A 21,395-nucleotide genomic window follows, 5' to 3' on the forward strand; every position below is an offset into this window, starting at 1 on the left:
CTCGCCCGTCCGGGTGCGGCGCGGCCTGACGATCACGCTGCGCCACTACCCTGCGGAGGACGACCGCGACGACCGGACGGCGAGGACTGTGAGCGACGGACATGCGGCGAGCCCGGGCACGCACGGGCCCGGGTCGTCGGCGACCGGTCGGGGCACCGACAACGCGTTCGTCGCGCTGCTGCGCATCCCGGTCTTCCGGCGCATGTGGGCGGCGATCGCCGTCTCCAGCCTCGGCGACTGGCTGGGCCTGCTCGCCACGACCGCGATGGCCCAGCAGCTCACCCGCGACGAGTCGACGGCGGTGCAGGGCGTCGCCATCTCCGGCGTCATCCTCACCCGGCTGCTGCCCGACCTGCTCCTCGGCCCGATCGCCGGCGCCCTGGCCGACCGGCTCGACCGCCGCACGACCGTCATCGTCGGCGACCTGCTGGCCTGTGGCCTCTACCTCTCCATCGCGCTCAGTTACGAGCTGACCTGGCTCTACGTCGCGCAGTTCCTGGTCGAGGCGGTCGGCCTGTTCACCAACCCGGCCAAGCAGGCGAACTGGGTGGCGATCGTCCCGCGGGAGCGGCTGGCGACGGCGAACCAGGTGTCGCTGTTCAGCGTGTACGGGTCGGTGCCCGTCGCCGCGCTGCTGTTCGCGCTCCTGTCCACCGTCTCGCGGGTGTTCCCGGGTGGCGAGGACGGCGACACGAGGACGGCGATCGTCGTCGCGCTGGTGTTCAACTCGCTGACGTTCGCGCTGTCGGCGGGCATCGTGCTGCTGTCGCGGGCGCTCATACCGGCCACCCAGGTCGACCGCGAGGCGCCGGCCAACGTGTTCTCGCTCGTCGTCGAGGGCGTCTCGTTCCTCCGCGGGCAGCCGCTGATGCGGGCGCTGTACGTGGGCGTCATCGGGGCCTTCGGCGCGGGCGGGCTGACCGTCGGCGTCGCCCAGCTCTACGTCGTCACCCTCGACGCCGGCGCCGCCGGGTACGGCATCCTCTTCGGCGTCGTCTTCACCGGCCTGGCGATGGGCATGCTCGTCGGCCCGCGGATCCTGCCGACCATCCCCCGACGCAGCCTGTTCGCCCGCTCCATCGGCCTGGCCGGCCTCGCGCTGCTCGCGATGTCGCTGCTGCAGGAGTTCGTGCTGGCCGCGGCCGCGGCGTTCCTCGTCGGCCTGTTCGCCGGGGTCTCCTGGATCATCGGCTACACGCTGATCGGCTTCGAGGTCGAGGACCGGCTGCGCGGGCGGGTGTTCGCCTTCGTCTTCTCCTCGGTGCGCATCGAGCTGCTGCTCGCGGTCGCCGTCGGCCCCGGCCTGGCCGGCCTGCTGGGCTCGCACGAGCTCAACGTCGGCGAGCTGCGGTTCACCGTCACCGGCCCCGGCCTGACGCTGCTGGTGGGCGCGCTCCTGGCGCTCGGGGTGAGCGCCTACGCCGTCCGGCAGGTGGCGCCGCGCGGGCGCCCCGGCACCCGGGCCCGCGACGTGTTCCGGCTGCTGTGGGGCAGCTCGGACCTGCTGTCGGCCTCCTCGAGCGGGGTCGGCCTGTTCGTCGTCGTCGAGGGCGCCGACCGCGACCTCACCCGCCGCTACACCGCCGACCTGGCCCGGGTCCTCCGCGCCGACGGCCGCCCCGTGGTGACCACGCACGAGCCCAGCGACACCGGCCTGGGCCGGCAGGTGCGCGGGCTGCTGTTCCCGCCGGCCGCGCCGCCCGCGGACGGACGCGCGGTCACCGACGACGAGGGCCGCCCGGTAGCGGCCTACACCGCGGCGCTGCTGGCCGCCGCCGACCGCGCCGAGCACGTGGCCACGGTGATCCGCCCGGCGCTGCAGCGCCGCCAGGTCGTGGTGTGCAACCACTACGTCGACACCTCGATGGCCTTCCACGGCGCCGGCCAGGGCCTCGACGCCGACCGCATCCTGCGCACGTCGCTGTGGGCCACCCGCGGCCTGCTGCCCGACCTGACCGTGCTCGTCGACTCGCCGGTGACCGTCGGGCCCCCCGGCGCCGACGCCGACGCCGTGCGCGCCGGCTTCCTCGCCCGGGCCGACGCCGCGCCCGACCGCTACGTCGTCGTCCCCGGCGAGCTGCTCGACGCCGACGCGCCGCACGACGGCGACGGGCTGGTGTCGGCCGCGGTGAAGCGCCGGCTGGGCACGCTGCTGGCCCAGCGCTACCCGGAGAGCGCCCCCGCGGACCCCGTGGACGCCACCGACGGCGCGAGCGGTCCGGCCGACGCGCCGGTCGGGGCGGGCCGGACCGGTACCGGGAGCATCCCCGGAGGCTCCGTAGGCTGATCGCCGTGACTGCCCCGGTGACGCCTCCCCCGCCGACGTGGACGGCCGAGGACACCGAGGAGGTCGACTGCTGCCTCTGCGGCGTCCGCGGCCGGCCGGTGCACGACCTCACGCCCTTCGGCGTCGTCCGCTGCCCGTCCTGCGGCCTGGTGTTCGTCAGCCCGCGGCTGCGGCCGGAGGCCCTGCAGCGCCTCTACGACGACGCCGGCTACTTCGAGGGCCGCGTCTACGGCGACGCCATCGACGGCGGGACGGCCCAGGAGGCGAAGCGCCTCGACCCGGCGATGGTCCTGCAGCGCACCTGGACGGCGGGCCGGCTCGCGCTGCTCGACCGGGTGCGCGGCCGCGCCGCCGGGGGCCGGCTGCTCGAGGTCGGCGCGGGCTACGGGCTGTTCCTCGACGCGGCGCGGCGCGGCGGCTGGCAGACCAGCGGCGTGGAGCTGTCGCGCACCGGCGCGCGGCACGCGGTGGACACGCTCGGACTCGACGTCTTCTGCGGCCAGCTCGCCGACGCGCCGCTCACCCCGGGCTTCGACGTCGTCTGCGCCTGGGACACCGTCGAGCACGTGCCCGACCCGCTCGACTTCTGGCGGACGGCGCGCTCGCTGGTGGCCGAGGACGGCGTCGTGCTGTTCTCCACGCCCTACGTCTCGTCGCTGCCCGCGCGGCTGCTGGGCACCCGCTGGTGGACGCTCAAGCCCGCCGAGCACATCTGGCACTTCACCCCGCGCACGCACGCGATGGTGCTGGCGCGCGCGGGCTTCGCCCTGACACAGGTGGTGCGCAGCCCGCTGGCGCCGAGCAACGCCGGCCGGCTCGACAGCCTGGTCGGCGTGGCCCGCCCGATCCCGGTCTGACCTCCCGCCCTCAGGCGGCCGAGCCCTCGCCCACCGGCACCACGGCCCCGGCGCGGAACGTCTGCCGGTAGGCCCGCGGGGAGACGCCGCGGCGACGGCCGAACTGCTCGCGGAAGCCCGCCGCGGTGCCGAAGCCGACGAGCCGGGCGATCTCCTCGACCGGGGCGTCGCTCTCCTCCAGCAGGGTCTCGGCCGCGGCCAGCCGCTGGGCGAGCAGCCACGCGTGCGGCGTCGTCCCGGTGGTGGCCTTGAACCGGCGGGCGAAGCTGCGCGGGCTCATGAGCGCGCGCCGGGCGAGCACCTCGACGCTGATGTCCTCGGCGAGGTGGGCGCGGGCCCAGTCGAGGACGAGTCCGAGCAGGTCGTCCTCGCAGCGGGCGACGGGCTCGTCGATGTACTGGGCCTGGCCGCCGTCGCGGTGCGGCGGGACGACCATCTCGCGGGCCAGCGCGTTGGCCGCGGCGGAGCCCCACTCGCGGCGGACGAAGTGCAGCAGCGCGTCGACACCTGCGGCCGTGCCGGCGCCGGTGATGAGGGTGCCCTCGTCGACGTAGAGGACCCGCGGGTCGACGTCGACGGCCGGGTAGCGGGCGGCGAGCTCGCCGGCGTAGCGCCAGTGGGTCGTGGCGCGCTTGCCGTCGAGCAGCCCCGCCGACGCGACGACGAACGCGCCCGTGCAGTGGCTGATGATCTGGCCGCCGCGGGCGTGCACGGCGCGCAGCGCGTCGAGCACCTCGTCCGGCACCGGCCTCGACAACTTCTCCCAGGCGGTGACCAGGACGACGTCGGAGACGGCGAGCCGTTCGAGGCCGTGCTCGGCGTGGACCGCGAGCCCGGTGTCGGTGCGCACCACCCCGGGCGCGGTGCTCACGATGGCGAAGTCGAAGCGGGGCAGGCCGAAGCGGGAGTGGTCGTAGCCGAAGACCTCGGCGGCGACGCCCAGGCCGAAGGCGCCCAGGACGCCGTCACCGGCGAGGAGGCTGACGACGACGGGACGGTCGGTTCCGGTCACGCCGACATCATGGCAGGAAAGACGCGATCCATGTCACCTCTGCCACTCGTCCGCGCGAGGCGGCCGGAGCACGCTCATCGCATGTTGCTGATCACCTGCCCCGTCACCCGGACCGACGAGCTGGTCGCCGACCGGCGGATCCGATCGGTCACCAACCACCCGACCCACGTCGCGCTGGCCGTGGAGTGCCCCTCCTGCGGGAGCGTGCACGTCTACCGGACCGGCCGCCGCTGGGAGGAGCGCGAGACCGCCCCGGCCGCCGCGGCCGCTCGACCTGCGCCGGAGCTCGCGCGCGCCTAGGCTCGAACACATGAGCGAATCGAACGTCAACACCGGTCAGGCCGGCGACCCCACGGCGGAGAAGGACCCGTCGGACTGGGTGACCGGCGACGAGCCCGCCACCGGCGCGCAGAAGAGCTACCTGCACACGCTGGCCCGCCAGGCCGGCGAGGACGTGCCGGACGACATCACGAAGGCCGACGCGTCGAAGAAGATCGACGAGCTCCAGGAGGAGACCGGCCGGGGCCAGTGACCCCCGCCGGTCGGCTCGGGCGGCGGGTCCGCAGGACCCACCCCTGAGCTGACGGACGCGCGCGCGACACGAGGTGAGCGGCACGGAGCCGCGTCACCCCACGGCAGCCGCCCTGCGCAGGACGGCGGACCGGTCGCGGGGCCGGAGGCTCCCGACCGGCACGCCGTGGCAGGGCTCAGCGCAGGCCGGGACGGCACCTGGCCGCGGGGTCGGCCGGAGGCCGACAGATGTCACTGCTCGAACTTGTAGCCCAGCCCGCGGACGGTCACGAGGTGCTTGGGGTTGGCCGGGTCGGGCTCGATCTTGGCCCGCAGCCGCTTGACGTGGACGTCGAGGGTCTTGGTGTCGCCCACGTAGTCCGAGCCCCAGACGCGGTCGATGAGCTGGCCGCGGGTGAGCACGCGCCCGGCGTTGCGCAGCAGCAGCTCGAGCAGGTCGAACTCCTTGAGCGGCAGGGCGACCTGCTCGCCGTCGACGGCGACGACGTGCCGCTCGACGTCCATGCGCACCGGGCCGGCCTCGAGCGCGCCGTCGACGGGGGCGTCGACGTCGCCGCGGCGGCGCAGCACCGCGCGGATCCGGGCGACGAGCTCGCGGGCCGAGTAGGGCTTGGTGACGTAGTCGTCGGCGCCGAGCTCGAGGCCCACGACCTTGTCGACCTCGGAGTCCTTGGCCGTGAGCATGATGATCGGGACGTTGCTGCGGGAGCGCAGCGCCCGGCAGACCTCGGTGCCGGGCAGGCCCGGGAGCATGAGGTCGAGCAGGACGATGTCCGCCCCGGCGCGGTCGAACTCGGCCAGCGCCTCGGGGCCGGTGGCGGCCACGACCGCCTCGAAGCCCTCACGGCCGAGCATGTAGGACAGCGCGTCGGAGAAGGACTCCTCGTCCTCCACCACGAGCACTCGCGTCATTTCCGTCCTTCCTGGAGGACCCCGGCCGGGGCGTCGTCCGCCGCGCCGGGAGGTTCGGGGCGGTCGGAGGGGTCCTCGACCGCCAGGGGGATGCGCAGGGTGAACGTGGAGCCGAGGCCCTCCTCGCTCCACACGCTCACCGAGCCACCGTGGTTGCTGGCCACGTGCTTGACGATCGCGAGGCCCAGCCCGGTCCCGCCGGTGCTGGTGGCCCGCGACTGGTCGACCCGGTAGAAGCGCTCGAACACCCGCTCCCGGTCGGCCCGCGGGATGCCGATGCCGCTGTCGGTCACGGCGATCTCGGCGAACCCGCCGCGGGCCCGTGCGCCGACGGCGATCTTGGTGTTCTCGGGGCTGTAGGCGACGGCGTTGGCCAGCAGGTTGGTGACCGCCGTCGTCAGCTGGTTCTCCACGCCGCGGACCACCAGGCCGCGGCGCCCGCCGACGGCGATGGTGATGCCCTTGGCCGCGGCGGCCAGGCCGGTGCGGTCGACGGCCTCGGTGAGGACGGTGTCGACGTCGACCGGCGCGAGCTCGGGCAGCGGCTCGGCGCCCTGCAGCCGGGACAGGTCGATGAGCTCGCGCACCAGCTTGGCGAGCCGGTCGGCCTCGTGGGCCATGCGGGCGGCGAAGCGCTGCACGGTGTCGGGGTCGTCGGCCGCGCCCTGCATCGCCTCGGCGAGCAGCCCCAGGGCACCGACCGGGGTCTTGAGCTCGTGGCCGACGTTGGCGACGAAGTCGCGGCGGACCGCCTCGACGCGGCGGGCCTCGGTGACGTCCTGGAGCACCAGCGCGACCGGGCCGGGGACCACGGTGGGCGCGGCGTCGAGCGGGACACCGTGGGCGCCGACCAGGCGGGTGCCGCCGCCGACCACCTCGCCGGGCAGGGAGACGTCGGCGCGCCGGCTGCCGGAGGTGCGCACGGTGCGGACGAGGTCCGACAGCGCGGGGACCAGCAGCCGCCGGTCGCGGACCAGGCCCAGCGCGCGGGCGGCCGGGTTGGCCACGACGACGGCGTCGTCCTTGTCGAGCACCAGGACGGCGGGGTCCATGAGGTCGATGAGCCGCCGGGCCAGCGCGGCCTCGCGGGCGGCGTCTCCGGGGTCGGCAGCGGCCCGCGCGGCCGCGTCGAACGGCCGGCGGGCCAGGAGGACCGCGACGGCTCCCAGCGCCGCACCGACGACGAGGCCGGCCACGACGGCGACCAGCAGGCTCACGCCGCCGATGCTAGGCGTCGCCGGGCCCGGTACATCCCCCGTGTGAGTGGACGCGGAACCGGGTAGACCGATTGTTCATGCCCGGGTGCCCCCGCGTTCACCGGGCGGGATCTCACCGTGTCCGGCGGGCACCTACCCTCATGGTCTCAGGGACGGCGCCGAGCAGAGGTGTCCGGACGGCGTGCCCGGTGACGGCCGGCCCGACGAGGAGGACCCCGTGCGCGAGCACTACCGCGAAGAGCTCGAGGACATCAACAACTGCCTGGTGGAGATGTCGAACTCCGTGGGCTCGGCGATGAGCAAGGCCACGACCGCGCTGCTCGACGCCGACGTCGCCCTGGCCGACCTCGTGATCGCCGGCGACGAGCACATCGACGCGGTGCGCGAGAGCATCGAGGAGCGCTGCTTCACCCTGCTCGCCCGCCAGCAGCCGGTGGCCACCGATCTGCGCACGGTCACCACCGCGATGCGGATCGTGGGCGACCTCGAGCGCATGGGCGACCTCGCCGTCCACGTGGCCAAGCTGGCCCGGATGCGGTTCCCCGAGTCCGCCGTCCCGGCCGAGGTCCGGCCGATCTTCCTCGAGGCGGGCCACGTCGCGCAGAGCCTGGTGGCCCAGGTCGGCTCGGTGATCGCCAAGCTCGACGTCCAGGGCGCCGCCCAGCTGGAGAAGGACGACGACCTCATGGACCAGCTGCACCGCCAGCTGTTCACCGAGCTGCTGAGCCCCGGCTGGCCGCACGGCATGGAGTCGGCCATCGACATCACGCTGCTCGGCCGCTACTACGAGCGCTTCGCCGACCACGCCGTCAGCGTCGCCCGCCGGGTGGTCTTCCTGGTCACCGGTGAGCGGGAGATGTCCGCGATCGGCAACTGAGCCCCGCCCACGACGAGGGCCCCCGCACCGCACGGTGCGGGGGCCCTCGTCGTCGGGGCTACTTCTTGCCCTGGTTCTTCACGGCCTCGATCGCGGCCGCGGCGGCCTCCGGGTCGAGGTACTCCCCGCCCGGCTTCACCGGGCGGAGGTCGGCGTCGAGGTCGTAGCGCAGCGGGACGCCGGTGGGGATGTTGAGCCCCACGACCTCGTCCTCGCCCATCCCGTCGAGGTGCTTGACCAGCGCCCGCAGGCTGTTGCCGTGCGCGGCGACCAGCACGGTGGCGCCGGTGCGCAGGTCGGGGACGATCGAGTCGTACCAGTACGGGAGCATCCGGACGACGACGTCGGCCAGGCACTCGGTGGCCGGCCGCACCTCCGGGGGCAGGAAGCCGTAGCGCGGGTCGGCGTCCTGGGAGTACTCGCTGCCGGGCTCGATCGGCGGCGGCGGGGTGCTGTAGGAGCGGCGCCAGGTCATGAACTGCTCCTCGCCGTACTCCGCGAGGGTGGCGGCCTTGTCCTTGCCCTGCAGCGCACCGTAGTGCCGCTCGTTGAGCCGCCAGGACCGGCGCACCGGGATCCACTGCCGGTCGGCGGCGGCCAGCGCCAGCTCGGCGGTGGTGATGGCGCGCCTGAGCAGCGACGTGTGCAGCACGTCGGGCAGCAGGCCGTGCTCGGCCAGCAGCTGCCCGCCGCGCGCGGCCTCGGCGCGCCCCTTCTCCGACAGCTCGACGTCGACCCAGCCGGTGAACAGGTTGGCCCTGTTCCACTCGCTCTCGCCGTGGCGGAGCAGCACGAGGGTCCCGGGCGTGGTTCCCGCAGACATGGTCACGGGCCCATCCTGCCCGACGCCGTCCTCAGCGGGTGACCAGTGGCCAGAGCACCCACGCCTCGTAGAGGGCCGGGGGCGCCAGACCGGCCAGCAGCCAGGGGCTGCGGACCCGCCGGGCGGCGCCCCACCGCACCGCCGCCACCAGCGCGACGCTGCAGCCCACCGCGACCGCCAGCCACAGCACGGTGGCGCCGACGTCCACGACGAACAGCTGGGCCAGCACGAGCTGCACGGCGCACAGCAGCAGCGGGTAGACCAGGCCGGAGGCGGCCACCACGCCCATCAGCGCGCGGCCGAGCCGCTCCTGCTGAGCGGGGGGCTCCTGCACGGCCCCCACGCTAGGCGGCGGACGCCCCCGGCGCGCCCGGCCGGCGCCGCCCGGGCAGCCACACCAGGACGACGACGGCGGCGATCGCCGAGGCCGCGGCGGTGCCGACGGCGGTCAGGTGCATGGCCGACACGAACGCCTCGCGGGCGGTGTCCTCGAGCGCCCCGGCGGCGGCGACGGCCTGCTCGTCGCCGGCGGCGCGGGCCTGCTCCGCCGTCGTCCGGGCCGCCTCCAGGGTGGCCGCGATCGACGTGCTCGCCTCGGCGCGGACCGCCGACGGCAGCACGTCGACGGCGCGGCCGACGTTCGCGGCGTAGGCGGTGGCCAGCACCGACCCGAGGATGGCCACGCCGAGCGCGCCGCCGACCTGGCGGACGGTGTTGTTCACCGCGGCGCCGGCGCCGGCCTTCTCGCGCGGCACCACGGCCATGATCGACTCGGTGGCCGGCGCCATCACCGCGCCCATGCCGAGGCCCTGCACCGTCAGTGCGGTGAGCAGCAGCCACAGCGGCGCGGCCTGGTCGAGCAGCTGGAAGCCCAGGAACGACAGCGTGATGAGCACGAACCCGCCCGCACAGACGGCCTTCGCGCCGAACCGCTCGGCCAGCCGCGAGCTGCGCGGGGCCATCAGCGCCATCCCGAGGGCTACCGGGATGAGCGCGGCGCCGGACTGCAGCGGGTCGTAGCCGCGGGCGCCCTGCAAGTAGTAGACGAGGTAGAAGGTCGCGCCCATCAGCGCGAAGAAGTTCAGGCCGAGCGCCGCGGCGGCGGCGGAGAAGGCCGGGTTGCGGAACAGCGAGACGTCGAGCGCCGGGTGCGGGGAGCGCCGCTGCAGCCAGACGAACAGCACCAGCAGCAGCGCGCCGCCGACGAGCGGGACGAGCACGCCCGGCGTCGCCCAGCCGACCCCGGAGCCGCCGTGGATGATCCCGTAGACCAGGCCGGCCAGCGCCGCGATGGACAGCAGGACGCCGGGCACGTCGAGGCGGCCGGGCGCGGGGTCGCGCGACTCGGGGACGAACGCCAGCGTGCCCGCGACGCCGAGGACGGCGACCGGCACGCCGATGAGGAAGATCGCGCCCCACCAGTAGTGCGTGAGGACGGCGCCGCTGGCCAGCGGCCCGCCCGCGACGGCCAGCCCGGCGGTGGCCGCCCAGATGCCGATGGCGCGGCCCCGCTCGGCGGGCGGGAAGACGTTGGTGATGACGGCGAGGGTGGTCGGCTGCACCGCCGCCCCGCCGACGCCCATGACCGCGCGCCAGGCGATCAGCTCCAGCGGGCTGTCGGAGAACGCGGCGAGCACCGACCCCGCGGCGAACACGGTGAGCCCGATCAGCAGCACCCTCCGGCGGCCGATCCGGTCGCCGAGGACGCCCCAGGAGAACAGCAGCCCGGCGAAGACGACGATGTAGGCGTCGACGGCCCACTGCAGCTCGCCCTGGGTGGCGCCGAGCTCGCGCTGCAGCGTCGGGATGGCGACGTTGAGCGTCGTGTTGCCCATGATCACCACGAGCAGGCAGACGGTCATGGTGGCCAGCACCCACCAGCGCCGGGCGTGTCCGGGACGCTCGTCGGCGGCGGCCGCCAGGTCCTCCCGCCCGGGAGCGGTCATCCCCCGCCGTCCGCTGCGGGCGCTGCCCCGCCGTCCCTCCGGTCGGCTCCCCCGGCCTGCGCGAAGGCGGCGAAGGCCTCGAGGTTGCGCAGCGACTCCCCGCGCTTGACCCGCCACTCCCACTCGCGGCGGATCGAGGTGCCGAAGCCGATCTCGAGCAGCGTGTTGAACGAGTCGTCGGCGTAGCTGAGCACCGCGCCGAGCACCCGGTCGAGCTCCTCGGGCGTGACCGCCGCGTGCGGCAGCCGGCCGGTCAGGTAGATGTCGCCGACGCCGTCGATCGACCACGCGACGCCGTACATGCGGGCGTTGCGCTGCAGCAGGTGGGTCCACAGCTGCTCGCGGTTCTCGTCGGGCTGGCGGCAGACGAACGCCTCCACGCGCAGCGCGTGCTCGCCGACGACGAGCCCGCACACCGTCTTGAGCTTCTTCGTGCCGGGCAGGTCGACCAGCCAGCGACCGGGGGCAGGGTGCTCGTGCACCAGCTCGGCCTCGCGCAGCGTGGCGTCGATGACGGCGTCCAGCGCCGCGACGACGTCGGCCCGCGCGGTGCGGACCTCCTCCGGGCCGGTCACCAGGCCACCTGCGGCACGGTCGGGAGCCCGGCCACGGGCCGCAGCGCAGGGCGCCCGGCGGCGGCCATCTCGGCGGCCGCGGAGGCGTAGGCGTCGACCAGCGCGCCGGCGGTGCGGTCCCAGGAGAACGCCGCGGCGTGCCGGCGGGCACCGGCGGCGAGCAGCGGGCGGCGGGCGAGCACGGCGCGGATGGCGGAGGCGTAGGCGCCGGGGTCGCGGCTGCCGACGAGCACGCCGGAGACGCCGTCGCGCACGGCGGTGGGCAGCCCGCCCACGGCGGCGGCCACCACCGGGGTGCCGCACGCCTGGGCCTCCAGGGCCACCAGCCCGAAGGACTCGTTGTGGCTGGGCACGACGGCGACGTCAGCGGCGCGGTAGTGCAGCGCCAGCCGGTCGGGGCTCTGCGGCGGGAGGAAGCGCACGAGGTCGGCGATGCCGAGGTGCGCGGCGAGCTCCTCCAGCTGGCGGGGCGCCTCCAGTCCCGAGCCGCTGGGCGCGCCGACGACGTGCACCCGGAGCCGGCCGCGCAGCGTGGGGTCGTCGTCGAGCATGCGGGCGGCGGCGGCCAGGAGCAGGTCGGGCGCCTTGAGCGGCTGGATGCGCCCGACGAAGGTCAGCACGACGGCGTCGGCGGGCACGCCGAGCGCGCGGCGGGCGGCGGCCCGGTCGCCGGGGGTGAACCGGTCGAGGTCGACGCCGGGCGGGACGACGAGGGTGCGCCGCGGGTCGGCCCCGTAGTGCTCGACGAGCTGGCGGGCCTCCTCCTCGGTGTTGGCCACCAGCCGGTCGGCCTCGGCCACCACCTGCTCCTCGCCGATCACCCGCGCCCGCGGCTCGGGGCGGTCGCCGTCGGCCAGCGCGGCGTTCTTCACCTTCGCGAGGGTGTGCGCGGTGTGGATGAGCGGCACGCTCCACCGGTCGCGCGCCAGCCACCCCACCTGGCCCGACAGCCAGTAGTGCGAGTGGACGACGTCGTAGTGCCCGGGCTCGTGCAGGGCCTCCTCGCGCAGCACGCCGGCGGTGAAGGCGCACAGCTGGCCGGGCAGCTCCTCCTTGCCGAGGCCCTCGAACGGGCCGGCGCTGACGTGCCGCACGGTGACGCCGGGGCTCATCTCGACCACCGGAGGCAGGTCGCTGGAGGTGGCGCGGGTGAACACGTCGACGGCGATGCCGCGCGCGGCCAGCCGCCGGGACACCTCGACGATGTAGACGTTCATGCCCCCGGCGTCGCCGGCACCGGGCTGGTCGAGGGGGCTGGTGTGCACCGAGATCGTCGCCACCCGGCGGAGCGCACGGGAGCCGAGGCGTCGGCGAGCAGGCACCCCCGACCTCCTGCCTCGCGCCGTCCCGGGCACCGTCCCGGCACCCCTGTCGGCTCTCCATCCTGCAACAGGGACAGGATGACCACATGCCGGGTGTCGCCGATCTCTCACCGTCCAGCGCCCGTTCCCTGCCGGGGTCCGGGCGCACCGCCGTCGTCACCGGTGCCTCCAGCGGCATCGGCGCGGCCACCGCCGAGCGGCTCGCGGCGGAGGGCTTCGACGTCGTCCTCGGCGCCCGGCGGCTGGACCGCCTCGAGGAGCTGGCCGAGCGCACCGGCGGCCGCGCGCTGCAGCTGGACATCACCGACCCCGCGTCGGTGGAGGCGTTCGCCGCCGCGCTGCCGCGGGTCGACGTCCTGGTCAACAACGCCGGCGGCGCGTTCGACGCGAACCCGGTGGCCGACGCCGACCTCGACTCCTGGGCGCGCACCTACGACGTCAACGTCCTCGGCACCGTGCGGGTGACCAAGGCGCTGCTGCCGGCGCTGCGGGCCTCGGGCGCGGGCGACCTGCTGTTCGTGGGCTCCACCGCGGGGCTCATCAGCTACGAGGGCGGCGCGTCCTACACCGCGGCCAAGCACGGCGTGCACACGCTCGCCGAGACGCTGCGGCTGGAGCTGGTGGCCGAGCCGGTGCGCGTCATCGAGATCGCGCCGGGGATGGTGCGCACCGAGGAGTTCTCGCTCAACCGCACGGGCAGCCAGGAGAAGGCCGATGCGGTCTACCGGGGCGTGCGCGAGCCGCTGGTGGCTGAGGACGTCGCCGATTGCATCGCCTGGGCGCTCACCCGGCCGCACCACGTCAACGTCGACCTGCTCGTCGTCCGCCCCCGCGCCCAGGCCGCCCAGCACAAGATCCACCGCGAGGACTGACCCTCCGGCCCGCCACGCGCCGGGGACGGCACCCGACCGGGGCCGCCCCCGCGCAGGACGGTGGGCCGGTCGCGGGGCCGGAGGCTCCCGACCGGGACGCCGTGGCAGGGCTCACGGCGAGCCGGGGACGGCACCCGGCCGCGGTGTGATCCGGAGGATCACCATGTCACAGCCGCTGGGGCTCGGGGACCAGCGTGACGCCGAAGCGCTCCCGCACGGCCGCGACGACGCGGTCGGCGAAGGCCATCAGCTCCTCGGCCGTCGCGCCGGGCTCGGTGGTCAGCGCCAGGCTGTGCCGCGACGAGGTGCCCACCCGCCCGTCGCGGGTGCCGCGGCCGAAGCCCGCCGACTGCACCAGCCAGGCGGCGCTGAGCTTGACCCGGCCGTCGCCGGCGGGCCAGCTCGGGCAGCCCGGCACGGCCTGCTCGGGCGGGACGACCGGGTTGGTGAAGAACGAGCCGGCGCTGCGGGTGTCGGGGTCGGCGGGGTCGACCACCATCCCCTTGCCGCGCCGCAGCTCCAGCACGGCCGCGCGGACGTCGGCCAGCGGCGCCCGGCCGCCCAGCTCGACGCCGAGGCGCTTGGCCAGCTCGGCGTACTGCACGGGGCGCGAGAGCGGGCCCGGGTCGAGCGCGAAGGTGACGGTGAGGACGACGAACCGGCCGGGCTCGCGCTTGAGCCGGCTGTCGCGGTAGCCGAAGGCGCAGTCGGCGTTCGAGAGCACCCGCTCGGAACGCTCGGTGCGGTCCCAGACGCGCACCTCGGTGATCGTCTGCGCGACCTCCTGGCCGTAGGCGCCGACGTTCTGCACCGGCGTCGCGCCCGTGGAGCCGGGGATGCCCGACAGCGCCTCCATCCCGGCCAGCTCCTGCTCGACGGTGAGCGCGACCAGGTCGTCCCACGGCTCGCCGGCCTGCACCTCGAGGACGTCGCCGCGCCGCTGCACGCCGCGGCTGCGCACCGCCACGACGTCGCCGGACCACCCGGCGTCGGGGGCGACGACGTTCGAGCCGCCGCCCAGGACGAACAGCGGGCGACCGGCGTCGTCGGCCTCCCGGACGGCGGCGACCAGGTCGGCGGCGGTCGTGACCTCGACCAGCCGGTCGACGGGACCGCCCACGCCGAGGGTGGTCAGGTCGGCGAGACGGGCGTCGGAGCGGACGAGCACCCGCCCACGGTAGACACGGCCCGCCAGCCCGCCGGGGAGGCGGACTACCCTCGGACCCGGTGAGCGAGGGCGACAGCGGGCACAAGCGCCGGGCGTCGCTCACCCCCCGCAAGGCCAACCCCCGTCTGGCCGCCGGCCGGGCCCGGGCGCTGGGCCTGCCCACCCGCGGCACCACGAACGCCAACCGGCTGCGCCGGGTCGACCGCTGGATCCTCGCCACCCAGCTCCCCCGCCTGCGCGACGCCGCCCGCCCGCTCGTCGTCGACCTGGGCTACGGCGCGTCCGCGGTGACCACCCTGGAGCTCGTCGACCGGCTGGGTCCCGCGGTGCCCGGCCTCGAGGTGGTGGGGCTGGAGATCGACCCGGCCCGCGTGGCCGCCGTCGAGGCCGACCGCGACCCGCCGCGCGTCGACTTCCGCGTGGGCGGCTTCGAGCTCGCGGGCCTGCGCCCGGTGCTGGTGCGCGCGTTCAACGTGCTGCGCCAGTACGACGAGGCGTCCGCGGCGCGGGCGTGGGAGACCACGTGCGCGGCGCTGGGCCCCGGCGGGCTGCTGGTGGAGGGCACCTGCGACGAGTGGGGACGGCGGGCGACCTGGGTGGCCCTCGACGCCGACGGCCCGCTCACCCTGACCCTGGCCGCCCGCGTCGCCGACCTCGACCGGCCCTCCGACCTCGCGGAGCGGCTGCCCAAGGCGCTCATCCACCACAACGTGCCCGGCCGGCCGGTGCACGACCTGCTGCGCGCCCTCGACGCCGCCTGGGCCGCCGCGGCCGGGCTGACCGCGTTCGGCCCGCGCCAGCGCTGGGTGGCCGCGGTGCAGGCCCTCGCCGACGACGGCTGGCCGCTGGTCGGCTCCACGCGGCGCTGGCGGCACGGCGAGCTCACGGTGCGCTGGTCGGCGGTGGCGCCGTCGTGAGGCGCGGCGAGCGCGCGCCGGTCGTGCCCCCGGGGCCCACGGAGGTCGACGGCGGCGTCGCGGAGCTGCTCGGCGACGCCGACCGCGACGGCTCGTGGGTGCTGATGGTCGAGGGGACGCCGCAGTCGCACGTGGACCTCGACGACCCCGCCCACCTGGAGTTCGAGTACGTCCGCCGGATGGGGCACGTGCTCGACCTGGCCGCGCCCGAGGGACAGCCGGTCGACGCGGTGCACCTGGGCGGCGGCGCGCTCACGCTGGCCCGCTACCTCGCGGTCACCCGGCCGGGCTCGCGGCAGCGGGTGGTGGAGGTCGACCAGCGGCTGACCGACCTGGTCCGCGCGCACCTGCCGCTGCCCCGCGACGCGCGCGTGCGGGTGCGCGCCGCCGACGCCCGCGCCGGGCTGGCGGCGCTGCCGGCGGCGAGCGCCGACGTCGTCGTCAGCGACGTCTTCGCCGGGGCGCGGACGCCGGCGCACCTCACCACCGTCGAGTACGCCGCCGAGGCCCACCGGGTGCTGCGGCCGGGTGGCGCGCTGACCGTGAACGTCGCCGACGGCCCGCCGCTGCGCTTCGCCCGCGGGCAGGTGGCCACGCTGCAAGCCGTCTTCGCGCACGTCTGCGTGCTCGCCGAGCCCGGCACGCTGCGCGGGCGGCGGTTCGGCAACCTCGTCGCGGTGGCCTCGGACGCGCCGCTGCCGGTGGCCGCCCTGACCCGGCGCTGCGCCGGCGACCCGATGCCCGCCCGGGTGGTCGACGGCGACGACCTCGCCCGGTTCGTGGGCCGGGCGCGGCCGGTCACCGACGCCGAGGCGGTCGCCTCCCCCGAGCCCCCGCCGGGCGTGTTCAGCCGCTGACCAGGGTCTTCCCCGATGCCGGGGTGCCCGGCACGCGCCTAGGGTCGGGTCATGACCTATCCCGCACCGGCCCCGCGCCGGCTCGCCCGCGACACCCGCAACAAGATGATCGCCGGCGTCTGCTCCGGCATCGCCCGCCGCTACGGCATCTCCACCGGCGCGCTGCGGCTGGCCTTCGTGGTCTCGTGCATCCTGCCCGGACCGCAGTTCATCGCCTACCTGGTGCTGTGGGCGCTCATGCCGCGCGACGACCGGTACTGACCCGGCCGCCCGCGGTCACCAGGGGCTGTTGCCCCGCTGCACCCCGCGGACCGCGGGCCGCACGTCGACCAGGTACACGACGGCGGCGATGACCGCGGGCAGGCCGAGGAACGTCATCGGCCCCGACAGGTAGAGCACCACCGCGGCCAGTGCGGTGATCGCCGCCCAGGCCGGCTTGGTGAGCTTGCCGGCGGCGACGTAGTTGGGCGCCGGGCGGATGACCGCGTCGACGAGGGCCCACACGGTCAGCGCGAGGGTGGCCCAGTAGAGGGCCTCGAGCAGGACCGCGTCGAACGCCATGCCCGGGAGGGTACCCGCCGGGACGCACGGCGGGACCCCTCCGCACGGAGGACACCGCCCCCGGACGCGACAGGGCCCCGGAGCGCTCGTGGCAGCTCCGGGGCCCTGGTCGGGTACCGAGGTCAGTCGGTGGTCTTGGCGGTGCGGGTGCGGCTCACGCGGGTCGAGGTGCCGGTGGCCTTGCCGCGCGCGGCGGTGGTGCGCTTGGCCGGCTTGCGGGCGGCCTTGGCGGTCGCCTCGTCGGCGGCCTCGGCGGTGTCCTCGATGGTGGCCTTGGCCGAGTCGGCGGCCTCCTCGACGGCCTCCTCCGCGCGGGCGGCGGCCTTGGCGGTCTTCGAGGCGGCCTTCTGGACGCGCGAGGTGATCTCGTCGGAGGCCTCGGTCACGGCCTCGGCGGCGTCCTCGATGACCTCCTCGACGGTCTCCTCGACGGTGTCGACGGCGGCCTCGGCCTTGGCGGCGAAGCGGCGGAGGCCGGGCTGACGGCGCAGCTCCTGCAGCACGTCGGCGCCGCGCTCGGCCAGCGCCTCGACGGTGCCGGCGGCCTGGGTGCGGGCCTGCTCGACCAGCGTGTTCAGGGTGCTGACGACGGCCTCGGGGCGGACGGCGCCGGCCAGGCCGCGGGCGCGGTCGGCGGCCAGTTCGGCGCGGGTGCGGGCCTCCTTGGTGGCCAGGTCGACCTGGACCTGGGCCTCGCCGGGGAGGGCCTCGGCGCGCGAGCGCAGCGTGGCGAGGACGGTGCGGGCCTGCTCGACGGCGAGGTCACCGGCGCCGACGGCGACCAGGAGCGGGGTGCGGCCGCGCTCGGCGACCTGCTCGAGCAGGGAGGTGGCGGTGGTCATGCTGTCTCCTCGGAGATCGTGGGCCCGTCCGCGGGGACGCGGTGCGGGGCGGGGCTCGGGTCGGTGCCGGGGGAGGTGCCGGGGGTCCGCGGGGCGGCGGCGTGCTCGCGCACGTAGGTCTCGTACAGCTCGAGGAGCACGGCCTTGTGCCGTTCGGAGAGCTGCTCGTCGGACCGGATCGCCGCGATCGTGTCGGGGTTGCCGGGGCGCCGGTCGAGGATGCCCGCCTGCTCGTAGAGCGTCTCGGCGGAGATCTCCAGCCCCTTGGCGATGGCGGCCAGGATCTCCGCCGACGGCTTGCGCAGCCCCCGCTCCACCTGCGACAGGTAGGGGTTGCTCACCCCCGCGGTGCGGGCGAGCTCGCGCAGGGACACCCGGGCGGCGCTGCGCTGCTCCCGGATGAACTCCCCCACCTGCGAGCGCACGGTCGAGACCTGCTGGGCCTCGGCCGCGACGGTCTCCGCGACGCTGCCGGCGAGCTGGTCCACCTTCTCGCGGACCGACCTCACCTGACCGCTCACGAACTCGCCGGGGGTCTGCACGTACTCGACGGTAACCAGGGGTGCTAGCAACTGCAAGCGCAGCTGCTAGCACCCCTGCGTGAGTCCTCTCACACCCGGCGTGTCCCCGCGGGCGCAGGTCAGGCGGTGAGCACCGCCGACGGCCGGACCTCGCCGACGACGCCGTCGCCACCGGTGACCGGCGGGGCCGACCAGCGGGTGAGCACGTCGGCGTCGACCCCGAGGCGGCGCAGCGCGGCGGCGAGCACCGGCGCGCGGCCGCGGTCGCCACCGTCGTCTAGCTTGTAGGCGATCGCGCCGCGGCCGGGCAGTGCGGCGACGTGCACGCCGTCGGCCCCGCCCTTGACCAGCAGGCCGGGCACGGCCTCCATGAGCAGCGTGTCGTCGCGGCCGGTGCCGGCGACGTACCAGGGCCGGGCGCGCATGGCGTCGGCGACGGCCCGCTCGGGCGTCCCCGGCTCCGCGTCCACCAGCGAGCGCAGGCCGCGCGCCAGGCCGGTCAGCGAGATGCCGTGCTGGGGCGCGCCGCAGCCGTCGACGACGACGGCGGCCACCGGCTCGCCGGCCGCGGCCGACAGGCGCGCCTCGATCGCCTGCTGGAGCGGGTGCTGCGGGTCGAGGTAGCCCTCGGTCGGCCAGCCGGCCGCGACGCAGGCGGCGAGCATCGCGGCGTGCTTGCCGGAGCAGTTGAACGCCAGCCGCTCGGGGGCGCGGCCGCCGGTGATCCAGGCGGCGCGGGTCTCCTCGTGCCCGGGCAGCGCCGGCGGGCAGCCGAGCGCGGCGGCGTCGAGGCCGGCGGAGGCGAGGATCGCGGCGGCGACGTCGCGGTGGCCGTCCTCACCGGCGTGCGAGCCGGCGGCGATGGACAGCTCCTCGTCCGACCGCGGTCGCCAGCCGGCGGCGAGGTAGGTGGTGGCCTGCACCGGCTTGTTCGACGAGCGGGGCAGCACGGGACGGGCGACGTCGCCGGCCGACCAGCGCACGTCCCCGTCGGGGCCGAGCACGACGACGGCGCCGCGGTGCACCGACTCGAGGAAGCCGGAGCGCCAGACCTCGACGAGGACCGGCGCGTCGGGCCACGGGGAGGTGCTGGGACGGCCGTGCTCCAGGGGCCCGCGCCGAGCCTGCGAGGCGTGGGGAGGAGCAGGGTCCTTCATCGGGCCTCGTCGGCGAGCAGGGCGGCGACGTCGGCCTCGCCGTTGCGGTAGCGGCGGGCGAGCTCGCCGGCGAGGGCGTCCATCACCTGCTGCACGCCGCGGCGGCGCTCGGACAGCGAGCCCTCGGCGGCGGCCAGGGCGCGGGCGGCCTGCTCGAGGTCGGCGTCGGGCAGCCCGGTGACGTCGGACAGGTCGACGCCGGGGGTCAGGCCGTTCACCCACGACTCGTAGCGCTCCGGCGCGGCCGGCTGCACCGTCTGGTGGCGGCCCAGGCCGTGCGCGGGGCCTCGGCCCTTCTCGGCGAGGATCTCCGGCAGCAGGTCGACCAGCGAGCGGCCGTCGTGCTCGGCCCGGCGCTGCAGCTCCCGGCGCACGATGTCGAGCCGGCCCTGCAGCAGCCGCCGCGTGTAGGAGAGGTTGACCTCCTCCTGCTCGGCCCGGCGGCGCAGCCCGCGGACGTCGGCCATGGAGCGGGACTCGACGCCCGCGAGGAAGGCCGGGGCGAGCAGCTCGTCGACGGCCGCGCCGCCGGCGGGGGTCGGGGGGATGCTTCCGGAGGTCACCGCCCGATGGTGGCAGACCGGACGGCGCGCACGCGGTCGCGGGCGGCGGCCCGGGTGTCGTCGAGCGCGGCCGGGGCGTCGTCGGGGTCGATCACGGCCCGCGACCCGCCCACCGTCAGCTCCGCGTCGGTGCCCACCGACTGCTTCACCAGTGCGAGCGCGACGACGCCCAGCTCGTGGTGGCGCACGACCGTGCCGGCGCGGCCGACCTCGCGCTCGCCGCGCAGCACCGGTGCGCCCGGTGCCGGCAGGTCCTCGCTGACGCCGTCGAGGTGCAGCAGCACCAGCCGCCGCGGCGGGCGGCCGAGGTTGTGCACCCGGGCGACGGTCTCCTGCCCGCGGTAGCAGCCCTTCTCGAGGTGGACGGCGCTGGTGAGCCACTCCAGCTCGTTGGGGATCGTGCGGTGGTCGGTGTCGGCGCCGAGACGGGGACGGCGGGCCTCGACGCGCAGGGCCTCGTAGGCGTCCAGGCCGGCGACGCCGGCGCCGGCGGCGGTCAGCGCGTCGGCGCGGGCGGCGAGCTCGGCGCGCGGCACCAGCAGGTCGACCGCGGGGACGCCGTCGCCGAGGGCCGGCATCCGGCGCACCCAGCCGCCGCCGGGCAGCGCCCGCACCGCGTACGGCGCCTCCGGCGCGGGCAGGCCCGCGGCGGCGAGCACCCCGGCCCCGCGGGGGCCGACGAGCGACAGCAGGGCCCACTCGCCGGTGACCAGGGCCGGCTCGGCGCGGAGCATGAAGACCATCCGCTGCAGGAAGGTCGCGAGCGCCGCCCCGGTGCCGGGCTCGACGTCGGCCCAGGTGGTGCCGTCGAGCTCGGCGAGCACGAGGTGGTGCTCGACGTGCCCCTGCGGCGAGAGGACGAGCGCCTCGGTGCCCGTGCCGTCGGCGAGCCGCTCGAGGTGCTGGCTGGTGAGGCTGTGCAGCCAGGAGAGCCGGTCGGGGCCGGGGATCGCCAGGACGTCGCGGTCGCTGCGGTCGACGAGCCCGGCGCCCTCGGCGAGCAGCCGCTGCTCGCGCAGCGGGTCCCCGAGGTGGGCGGCGACGGTCGCGCCCTCGGCGACGACGGCGCCCGGTCGTGCGGCCAGCGGGGAGGTGGTGCTCATGCGGTCACTCCTGGGACGTCCCGGACTCTCGGCAGCGGCGGCACGTGCCCGACAGCGCGACGTGCCCCACGTCCAGGGTGAAACCCAGGTCGGCCGCCAGACGTTCCGCGGCCTGCTCGAGGACCTCCGGGTCGGCGGAGGAGATCTCCCCGCACGAGGCGCAGACCACGTGCAGGTGCGGGTGCTCGGAGGCGTGGTAGACCGGCGCGCCCTTGGCGACGTGGGTGTGCCAGACCAGGCCGAGGCGCTCGAGCAGCTCCAGGGTGCGGTAGACGGTCGAGGTGTCCGGCGCCGCGCCGCCGGGGCCGGCCTGCTCGCGCAGCCGCGCGCCGATCGCCTCCGGGGTGGCGTGGTCGAGCTCCGCGACCGCCGCCAGCACCTGCTGGCGCTGGTGCGTCAGCCGCAGGCCCTGCGCGCGCAGCTTCTCCGCGAGGGGAGCACCGGTGTCGGACACGCCCAGCAGCCTAGGACCGGC

Annotated in this window: 25 protein-coding genes; 9 read left to right on the forward strand and 16 right to left on the reverse strand. The window is 76.1% G+C overall.

Annotated elements, in window-relative coordinates; all coding sequences use genetic code 11:
• Positions 1 to 88 precede the first annotated feature (88 nt).
• Complete coding sequence (locus ACI79X_RS09645; RefSeq protein WP_457025179.1) at positions 89 to 2,287, forward strand: bifunctional MFS transporter/dTMP kinase; 2,199 nt, start codon at positions 89 to 91, stop codon at positions 2,285 to 2,287.
• 5 nt (positions 2,288 to 2,292) lie between these two features.
• Positions 2,293 to 3,144 (forward strand): class I SAM-dependent methyltransferase, encoded by an 852-nt coding sequence (locus ACI79X_RS09650; RefSeq protein WP_457025180.1) that lies wholly within the window; start codon positions 2,293 to 2,295, stop codon positions 3,142 to 3,144.
• 10 nt (positions 3,145 to 3,154) lie between these two features.
• Here the strand turns inward: ACI79X_RS09650 and ACI79X_RS09655 are convergent, their stop codons facing one another.
• Positions 3,155 to 4,156 carry a helix-turn-helix domain-containing protein gene (locus tag ACI79X_RS09655; protein WP_457025181.1) on the reverse strand — a complete coding sequence of 334 codons (1,002 nt, stop codon included), beginning with the start codon at positions 4,154 to 4,156 and terminating at the stop codon, positions 3,155 to 3,157.
• Between the two features lie 81 nt (positions 4,157 to 4,237).
• Between ACI79X_RS09655 and ACI79X_RS09660 the strand changes: the two genes are divergently transcribed.
• Together ACI79X_RS09660 and ACI79X_RS09665 are read left to right on the forward strand one after the other, a co-directional pair.
• Positions 4,238 to 4,456: a hypothetical protein gene (locus tag ACI79X_RS09660; RefSeq protein WP_457025182.1), complete on the forward strand. Its 219-nt coding sequence runs from the start codon at positions 4,238 to 4,240 to the stop codon at positions 4,454 to 4,456.
• 10 nt (positions 4,457 to 4,466) lie between these two features.
• Entirely contained in the window at positions 4,467 to 4,688 is a 222-nt protein-coding gene (locus ACI79X_RS09665) for a DUF3072 domain-containing protein (protein WP_457025183.1), read from the forward strand.
• A 230-nt stretch (positions 4,689 to 4,918) separates the two neighbouring features.
• Here ACI79X_RS09665 and ACI79X_RS09670 read toward each other — a convergent pair whose 3' ends face one another.
• On the reverse strand, positions 4,919 to 5,599 hold the full coding sequence (locus ACI79X_RS09670; RefSeq protein ID WP_457025184.1) for a winged helix-turn-helix domain-containing protein: 681 nt from the start codon (positions 5,597 to 5,599) through the stop codon (positions 4,919 to 4,921).
• Positions 5,596 to 6,816, reverse strand: coding sequence for a sensor histidine kinase (locus ACI79X_RS09675; RefSeq protein ID WP_457025185.1), 1,221 nt, complete (start codon positions 6,814 to 6,816; stop codon positions 5,596 to 5,598). The genes ACI79X_RS09670 and ACI79X_RS09675 overlap by 4 nt, the downstream gene beginning before the upstream one ends.
• 217 nt (positions 6,817 to 7,033) lie before the next feature.
• Here ACI79X_RS09675 and phoU point away from each other — a divergent pair, with 217 nt between their 5' ends.
• Positions 7,034 to 7,693, forward strand: coding sequence for a phosphate signaling complex protein PhoU (gene phoU / locus ACI79X_RS09680; RefSeq protein ID WP_457025186.1), 660 nt, complete (start codon positions 7,034 to 7,036; stop codon positions 7,691 to 7,693).
• A 58-nt stretch (positions 7,694 to 7,751) separates the two neighbouring features.
• On the opposite strand, the gene ACI79X_RS09685 is transcribed toward phoU, so the two are convergent.
• The 5 genes from ACI79X_RS09685 to mshA are packed head-to-tail and all read right to left on the reverse strand — an operon-like array spanning position 7,752 to position 12,317.
• Entirely contained in the window at positions 7,752 to 8,516 is a 765-nt protein-coding gene (locus tag ACI79X_RS09685) for a phosphoglyceromutase (protein ID WP_457025212.1), read from the reverse strand.
• Positions 8,517 to 8,547: 31 nt separating this feature from the next.
• Positions 8,548 to 8,850: a hypothetical protein gene (locus ACI79X_RS09690; protein WP_457025187.1), complete on the reverse strand. Its 303-nt coding sequence runs from the start codon at positions 8,848 to 8,850 to the stop codon at positions 8,548 to 8,550.
• Between the two features lie 10 nt (positions 8,851 to 8,860).
• On the reverse strand, positions 8,861 to 10,462 hold the full coding sequence (locus tag ACI79X_RS09695) for an MFS transporter (protein ID WP_457025188.1): 1,602 nt from the start codon (positions 10,460 to 10,462) through the stop codon (positions 8,861 to 8,863).
• Positions 10,459 to 11,037 carry a YbjN domain-containing protein gene (locus tag ACI79X_RS09700; protein ID WP_457025189.1) on the reverse strand — a complete coding sequence of 193 codons (579 nt, stop codon included), beginning with the start codon at positions 11,035 to 11,037 and terminating at the stop codon, positions 10,459 to 10,461. The genes ACI79X_RS09695 and ACI79X_RS09700 overlap by 4 nt, the downstream gene beginning before the upstream one ends.
• Positions 11,034 to 12,317: a D-inositol-3-phosphate glycosyltransferase gene (gene mshA / locus ACI79X_RS09705; RefSeq protein WP_457025190.1), complete on the reverse strand. Its 1,284-nt coding sequence runs from the start codon at positions 12,315 to 12,317 to the stop codon at positions 11,034 to 11,036. Before mshA ends, ACI79X_RS09700 begins: the two co-directional genes overlap by 4 nt.
• A 128-nt stretch (positions 12,318 to 12,445) precedes the next feature.
• Here mshA and ACI79X_RS09710 point away from each other — a divergent pair, with 128 nt between their 5' ends.
• A complete protein-coding gene (locus ACI79X_RS09710; protein WP_457025191.1) occupies positions 12,446 to 13,231 on the forward strand; it encodes an SDR family oxidoreductase in 786 nt (261 codons plus the stop codon).
• A gap of 166 nt (positions 13,232 to 13,397) precedes the next feature.
• On the opposite strand, the gene ACI79X_RS09715 is transcribed toward ACI79X_RS09710, so the two are convergent.
• On the reverse strand, positions 13,398 to 14,399 hold the full coding sequence (locus tag ACI79X_RS09715; RefSeq protein WP_457025192.1) for a UDP-N-acetylmuramate dehydrogenase: 1,002 nt from the start codon (positions 14,397 to 14,399) through the stop codon (positions 13,398 to 13,400).
• 59 nt (positions 14,400 to 14,458) lie between these two features.
• Here ACI79X_RS09715 and ACI79X_RS09720 point away from each other — a divergent pair, with 59 nt between their 5' ends.
• Genes ACI79X_RS09720 through ACI79X_RS09730 form a run of 3 tightly spaced genes read left to right on the forward strand, consistent with a single transcriptional unit; the run spans position 14,459 to position 16,434 of the window.
• The gene (locus ACI79X_RS09720) at positions 14,459 to 15,316 is read left to right on the forward strand and encodes a class I SAM-dependent methyltransferase (RefSeq protein WP_457025193.1); all 858 of its coding nucleotides are present in this window, start codon (positions 14,459 to 14,461) and stop codon (positions 15,314 to 15,316) included.
• Positions 15,313 to 16,173 carry a spermidine synthase gene (locus ACI79X_RS09725; protein WP_457025194.1) on the forward strand — a complete coding sequence of 287 codons (861 nt, stop codon included), beginning with the start codon at positions 15,313 to 15,315 and terminating at the stop codon, positions 16,171 to 16,173. The genes ACI79X_RS09720 and ACI79X_RS09725 overlap by 4 nt, the downstream gene beginning before the upstream one ends.
• A gap of 51 nt (positions 16,174 to 16,224) precedes the next feature.
• A complete protein-coding gene (locus tag ACI79X_RS09730) occupies positions 16,225 to 16,434 on the forward strand; it encodes a PspC domain-containing protein (protein ID WP_457025195.1) in 210 nt (69 codons plus the stop codon).
• Between the two features lie 15 nt (positions 16,435 to 16,449).
• On the opposite strand, the gene ACI79X_RS09735 is transcribed toward ACI79X_RS09730, so the two are convergent.
• The 7 genes from ACI79X_RS09735 to ACI79X_RS09765 form a co-directional block, all read right to left on the reverse strand.
• Positions 16,450 to 16,734, reverse strand: coding sequence for a DUF2516 family protein (locus tag ACI79X_RS09735; protein ID WP_073421236.1), 285 nt, complete (start codon positions 16,732 to 16,734; stop codon positions 16,450 to 16,452).
• A 122-nt stretch (positions 16,735 to 16,856) separates the two neighbouring features.
• Positions 16,857 to 17,576: a hypothetical protein gene (locus tag ACI79X_RS09740; RefSeq protein WP_457025196.1), complete on the reverse strand. Its 720-nt coding sequence runs from the start codon at positions 17,574 to 17,576 to the stop codon at positions 16,857 to 16,859.
• Positions 17,573 to 18,118: a helix-turn-helix domain-containing protein gene (locus ACI79X_RS09745; RefSeq protein WP_457025197.1), complete on the reverse strand. Its 546-nt coding sequence runs from the start codon at positions 18,116 to 18,118 to the stop codon at positions 17,573 to 17,575. Before ACI79X_RS09745 ends, ACI79X_RS09740 begins: the two co-directional genes overlap by 4 nt.
• A gap of 98 nt (positions 18,119 to 18,216) precedes the next feature.
• A complete protein-coding gene (locus tag ACI79X_RS09750; protein ID WP_457025198.1) occupies positions 18,217 to 19,254 on the reverse strand; it encodes an asparaginase in 1,038 nt (345 codons plus the stop codon).
• Positions 19,251 to 19,817 carry an RsiG family protein gene (locus ACI79X_RS09755; RefSeq protein ID WP_457025199.1) on the reverse strand — a complete coding sequence of 189 codons (567 nt, stop codon included), beginning with the start codon at positions 19,815 to 19,817 and terminating at the stop codon, positions 19,251 to 19,253. Before ACI79X_RS09755 ends, ACI79X_RS09750 begins: the two co-directional genes overlap by 4 nt.
• A complete protein-coding gene (ygfZ, locus tag ACI79X_RS09760) occupies positions 19,814 to 20,920 on the reverse strand; it encodes a CAF17-like 4Fe-4S cluster assembly/insertion protein YgfZ (protein ID WP_457025200.1) in 1,107 nt (368 codons plus the stop codon). The genes ACI79X_RS09755 and ygfZ overlap by 4 nt, the downstream gene beginning before the upstream one ends.
• A 4-nt stretch (positions 20,921 to 20,924) precedes the next feature.
• Entirely contained in the window at positions 20,925 to 21,374 is a 450-nt protein-coding gene (locus ACI79X_RS09765; protein ID WP_457025201.1) for a Fur family transcriptional regulator, read from the reverse strand.
• Between the last annotated feature and the right edge of the window lie 21 nt (positions 21,375 to 21,395).

It is taken from the genome of Geodermatophilus sp. SYSU D01119, from assembly GCF_054049975.1.

Coding starts and splice junctions, on each gene's coding strand:
- ACI79X_RS09665 (WP_457025183.1), top strand. CDS start 4,467: ATGAGCGAATCGAACGTCAACACCGGTCAGGCCGGCGACCCCACGGCG.
- ACI79X_RS09710 (WP_457025191.1), top strand. CDS start 12,446: ATGCCGGGTGTCGCCGATCTCTCACCGTCCAGCGCCCGTTCCCTGCCG.
- ACI79X_RS09685 (WP_457025212.1), bottom strand. CDS start 8,516: ATGTCTGCGGGAACCACGCCCGGGACCCTCGTGCTGCTCCGCCACGGC.
- ygfZ (WP_457025200.1), bottom strand. CDS start 20,920: ATGAGCACCACCTCCCCGCTGGCCGCACGACCGGGCGCCGTCGTCGCC.
- ACI79X_RS09660 (WP_457025182.1), top strand. CDS start 4,238: ATGTTGCTGATCACCTGCCCCGTCACCCGGACCGACGAGCTGGTCGCC.
- ACI79X_RS09750 (WP_457025198.1), bottom strand. CDS start 19,254: ATGAAGGACCCTGCTCCTCCCCACGCCTCGCAGGCTCGGCGCGGGCCC.
- ACI79X_RS09670 (WP_457025184.1), bottom strand. CDS start 5,599: ATGACGCGAGTGCTCGTGGTGGAGGACGAGGAGTCCTTCTCCGACGCG.
- ACI79X_RS09730 (WP_457025195.1), top strand. CDS start 16,225: ATGACCTATCCCGCACCGGCCCCGCGCCGGCTCGCCCGCGACACCCGC.
- ACI79X_RS09735 (WP_073421236.1), bottom strand. CDS start 16,734: ATGGCGTTCGACGCGGTCCTGCTCGAGGCCCTCTACTGGGCCACCCTC.
- ACI79X_RS09740 (WP_457025196.1), bottom strand. CDS start 17,576: ATGACCACCGCCACCTCCCTGCTCGAGCAGGTCGCCGAGCGCGGCCGC.
- ACI79X_RS09695 (WP_457025188.1), bottom strand. CDS start 10,462: ATGACCGCTCCCGGGCGGGAGGACCTGGCGGCCGCCGCCGACGAGCGT.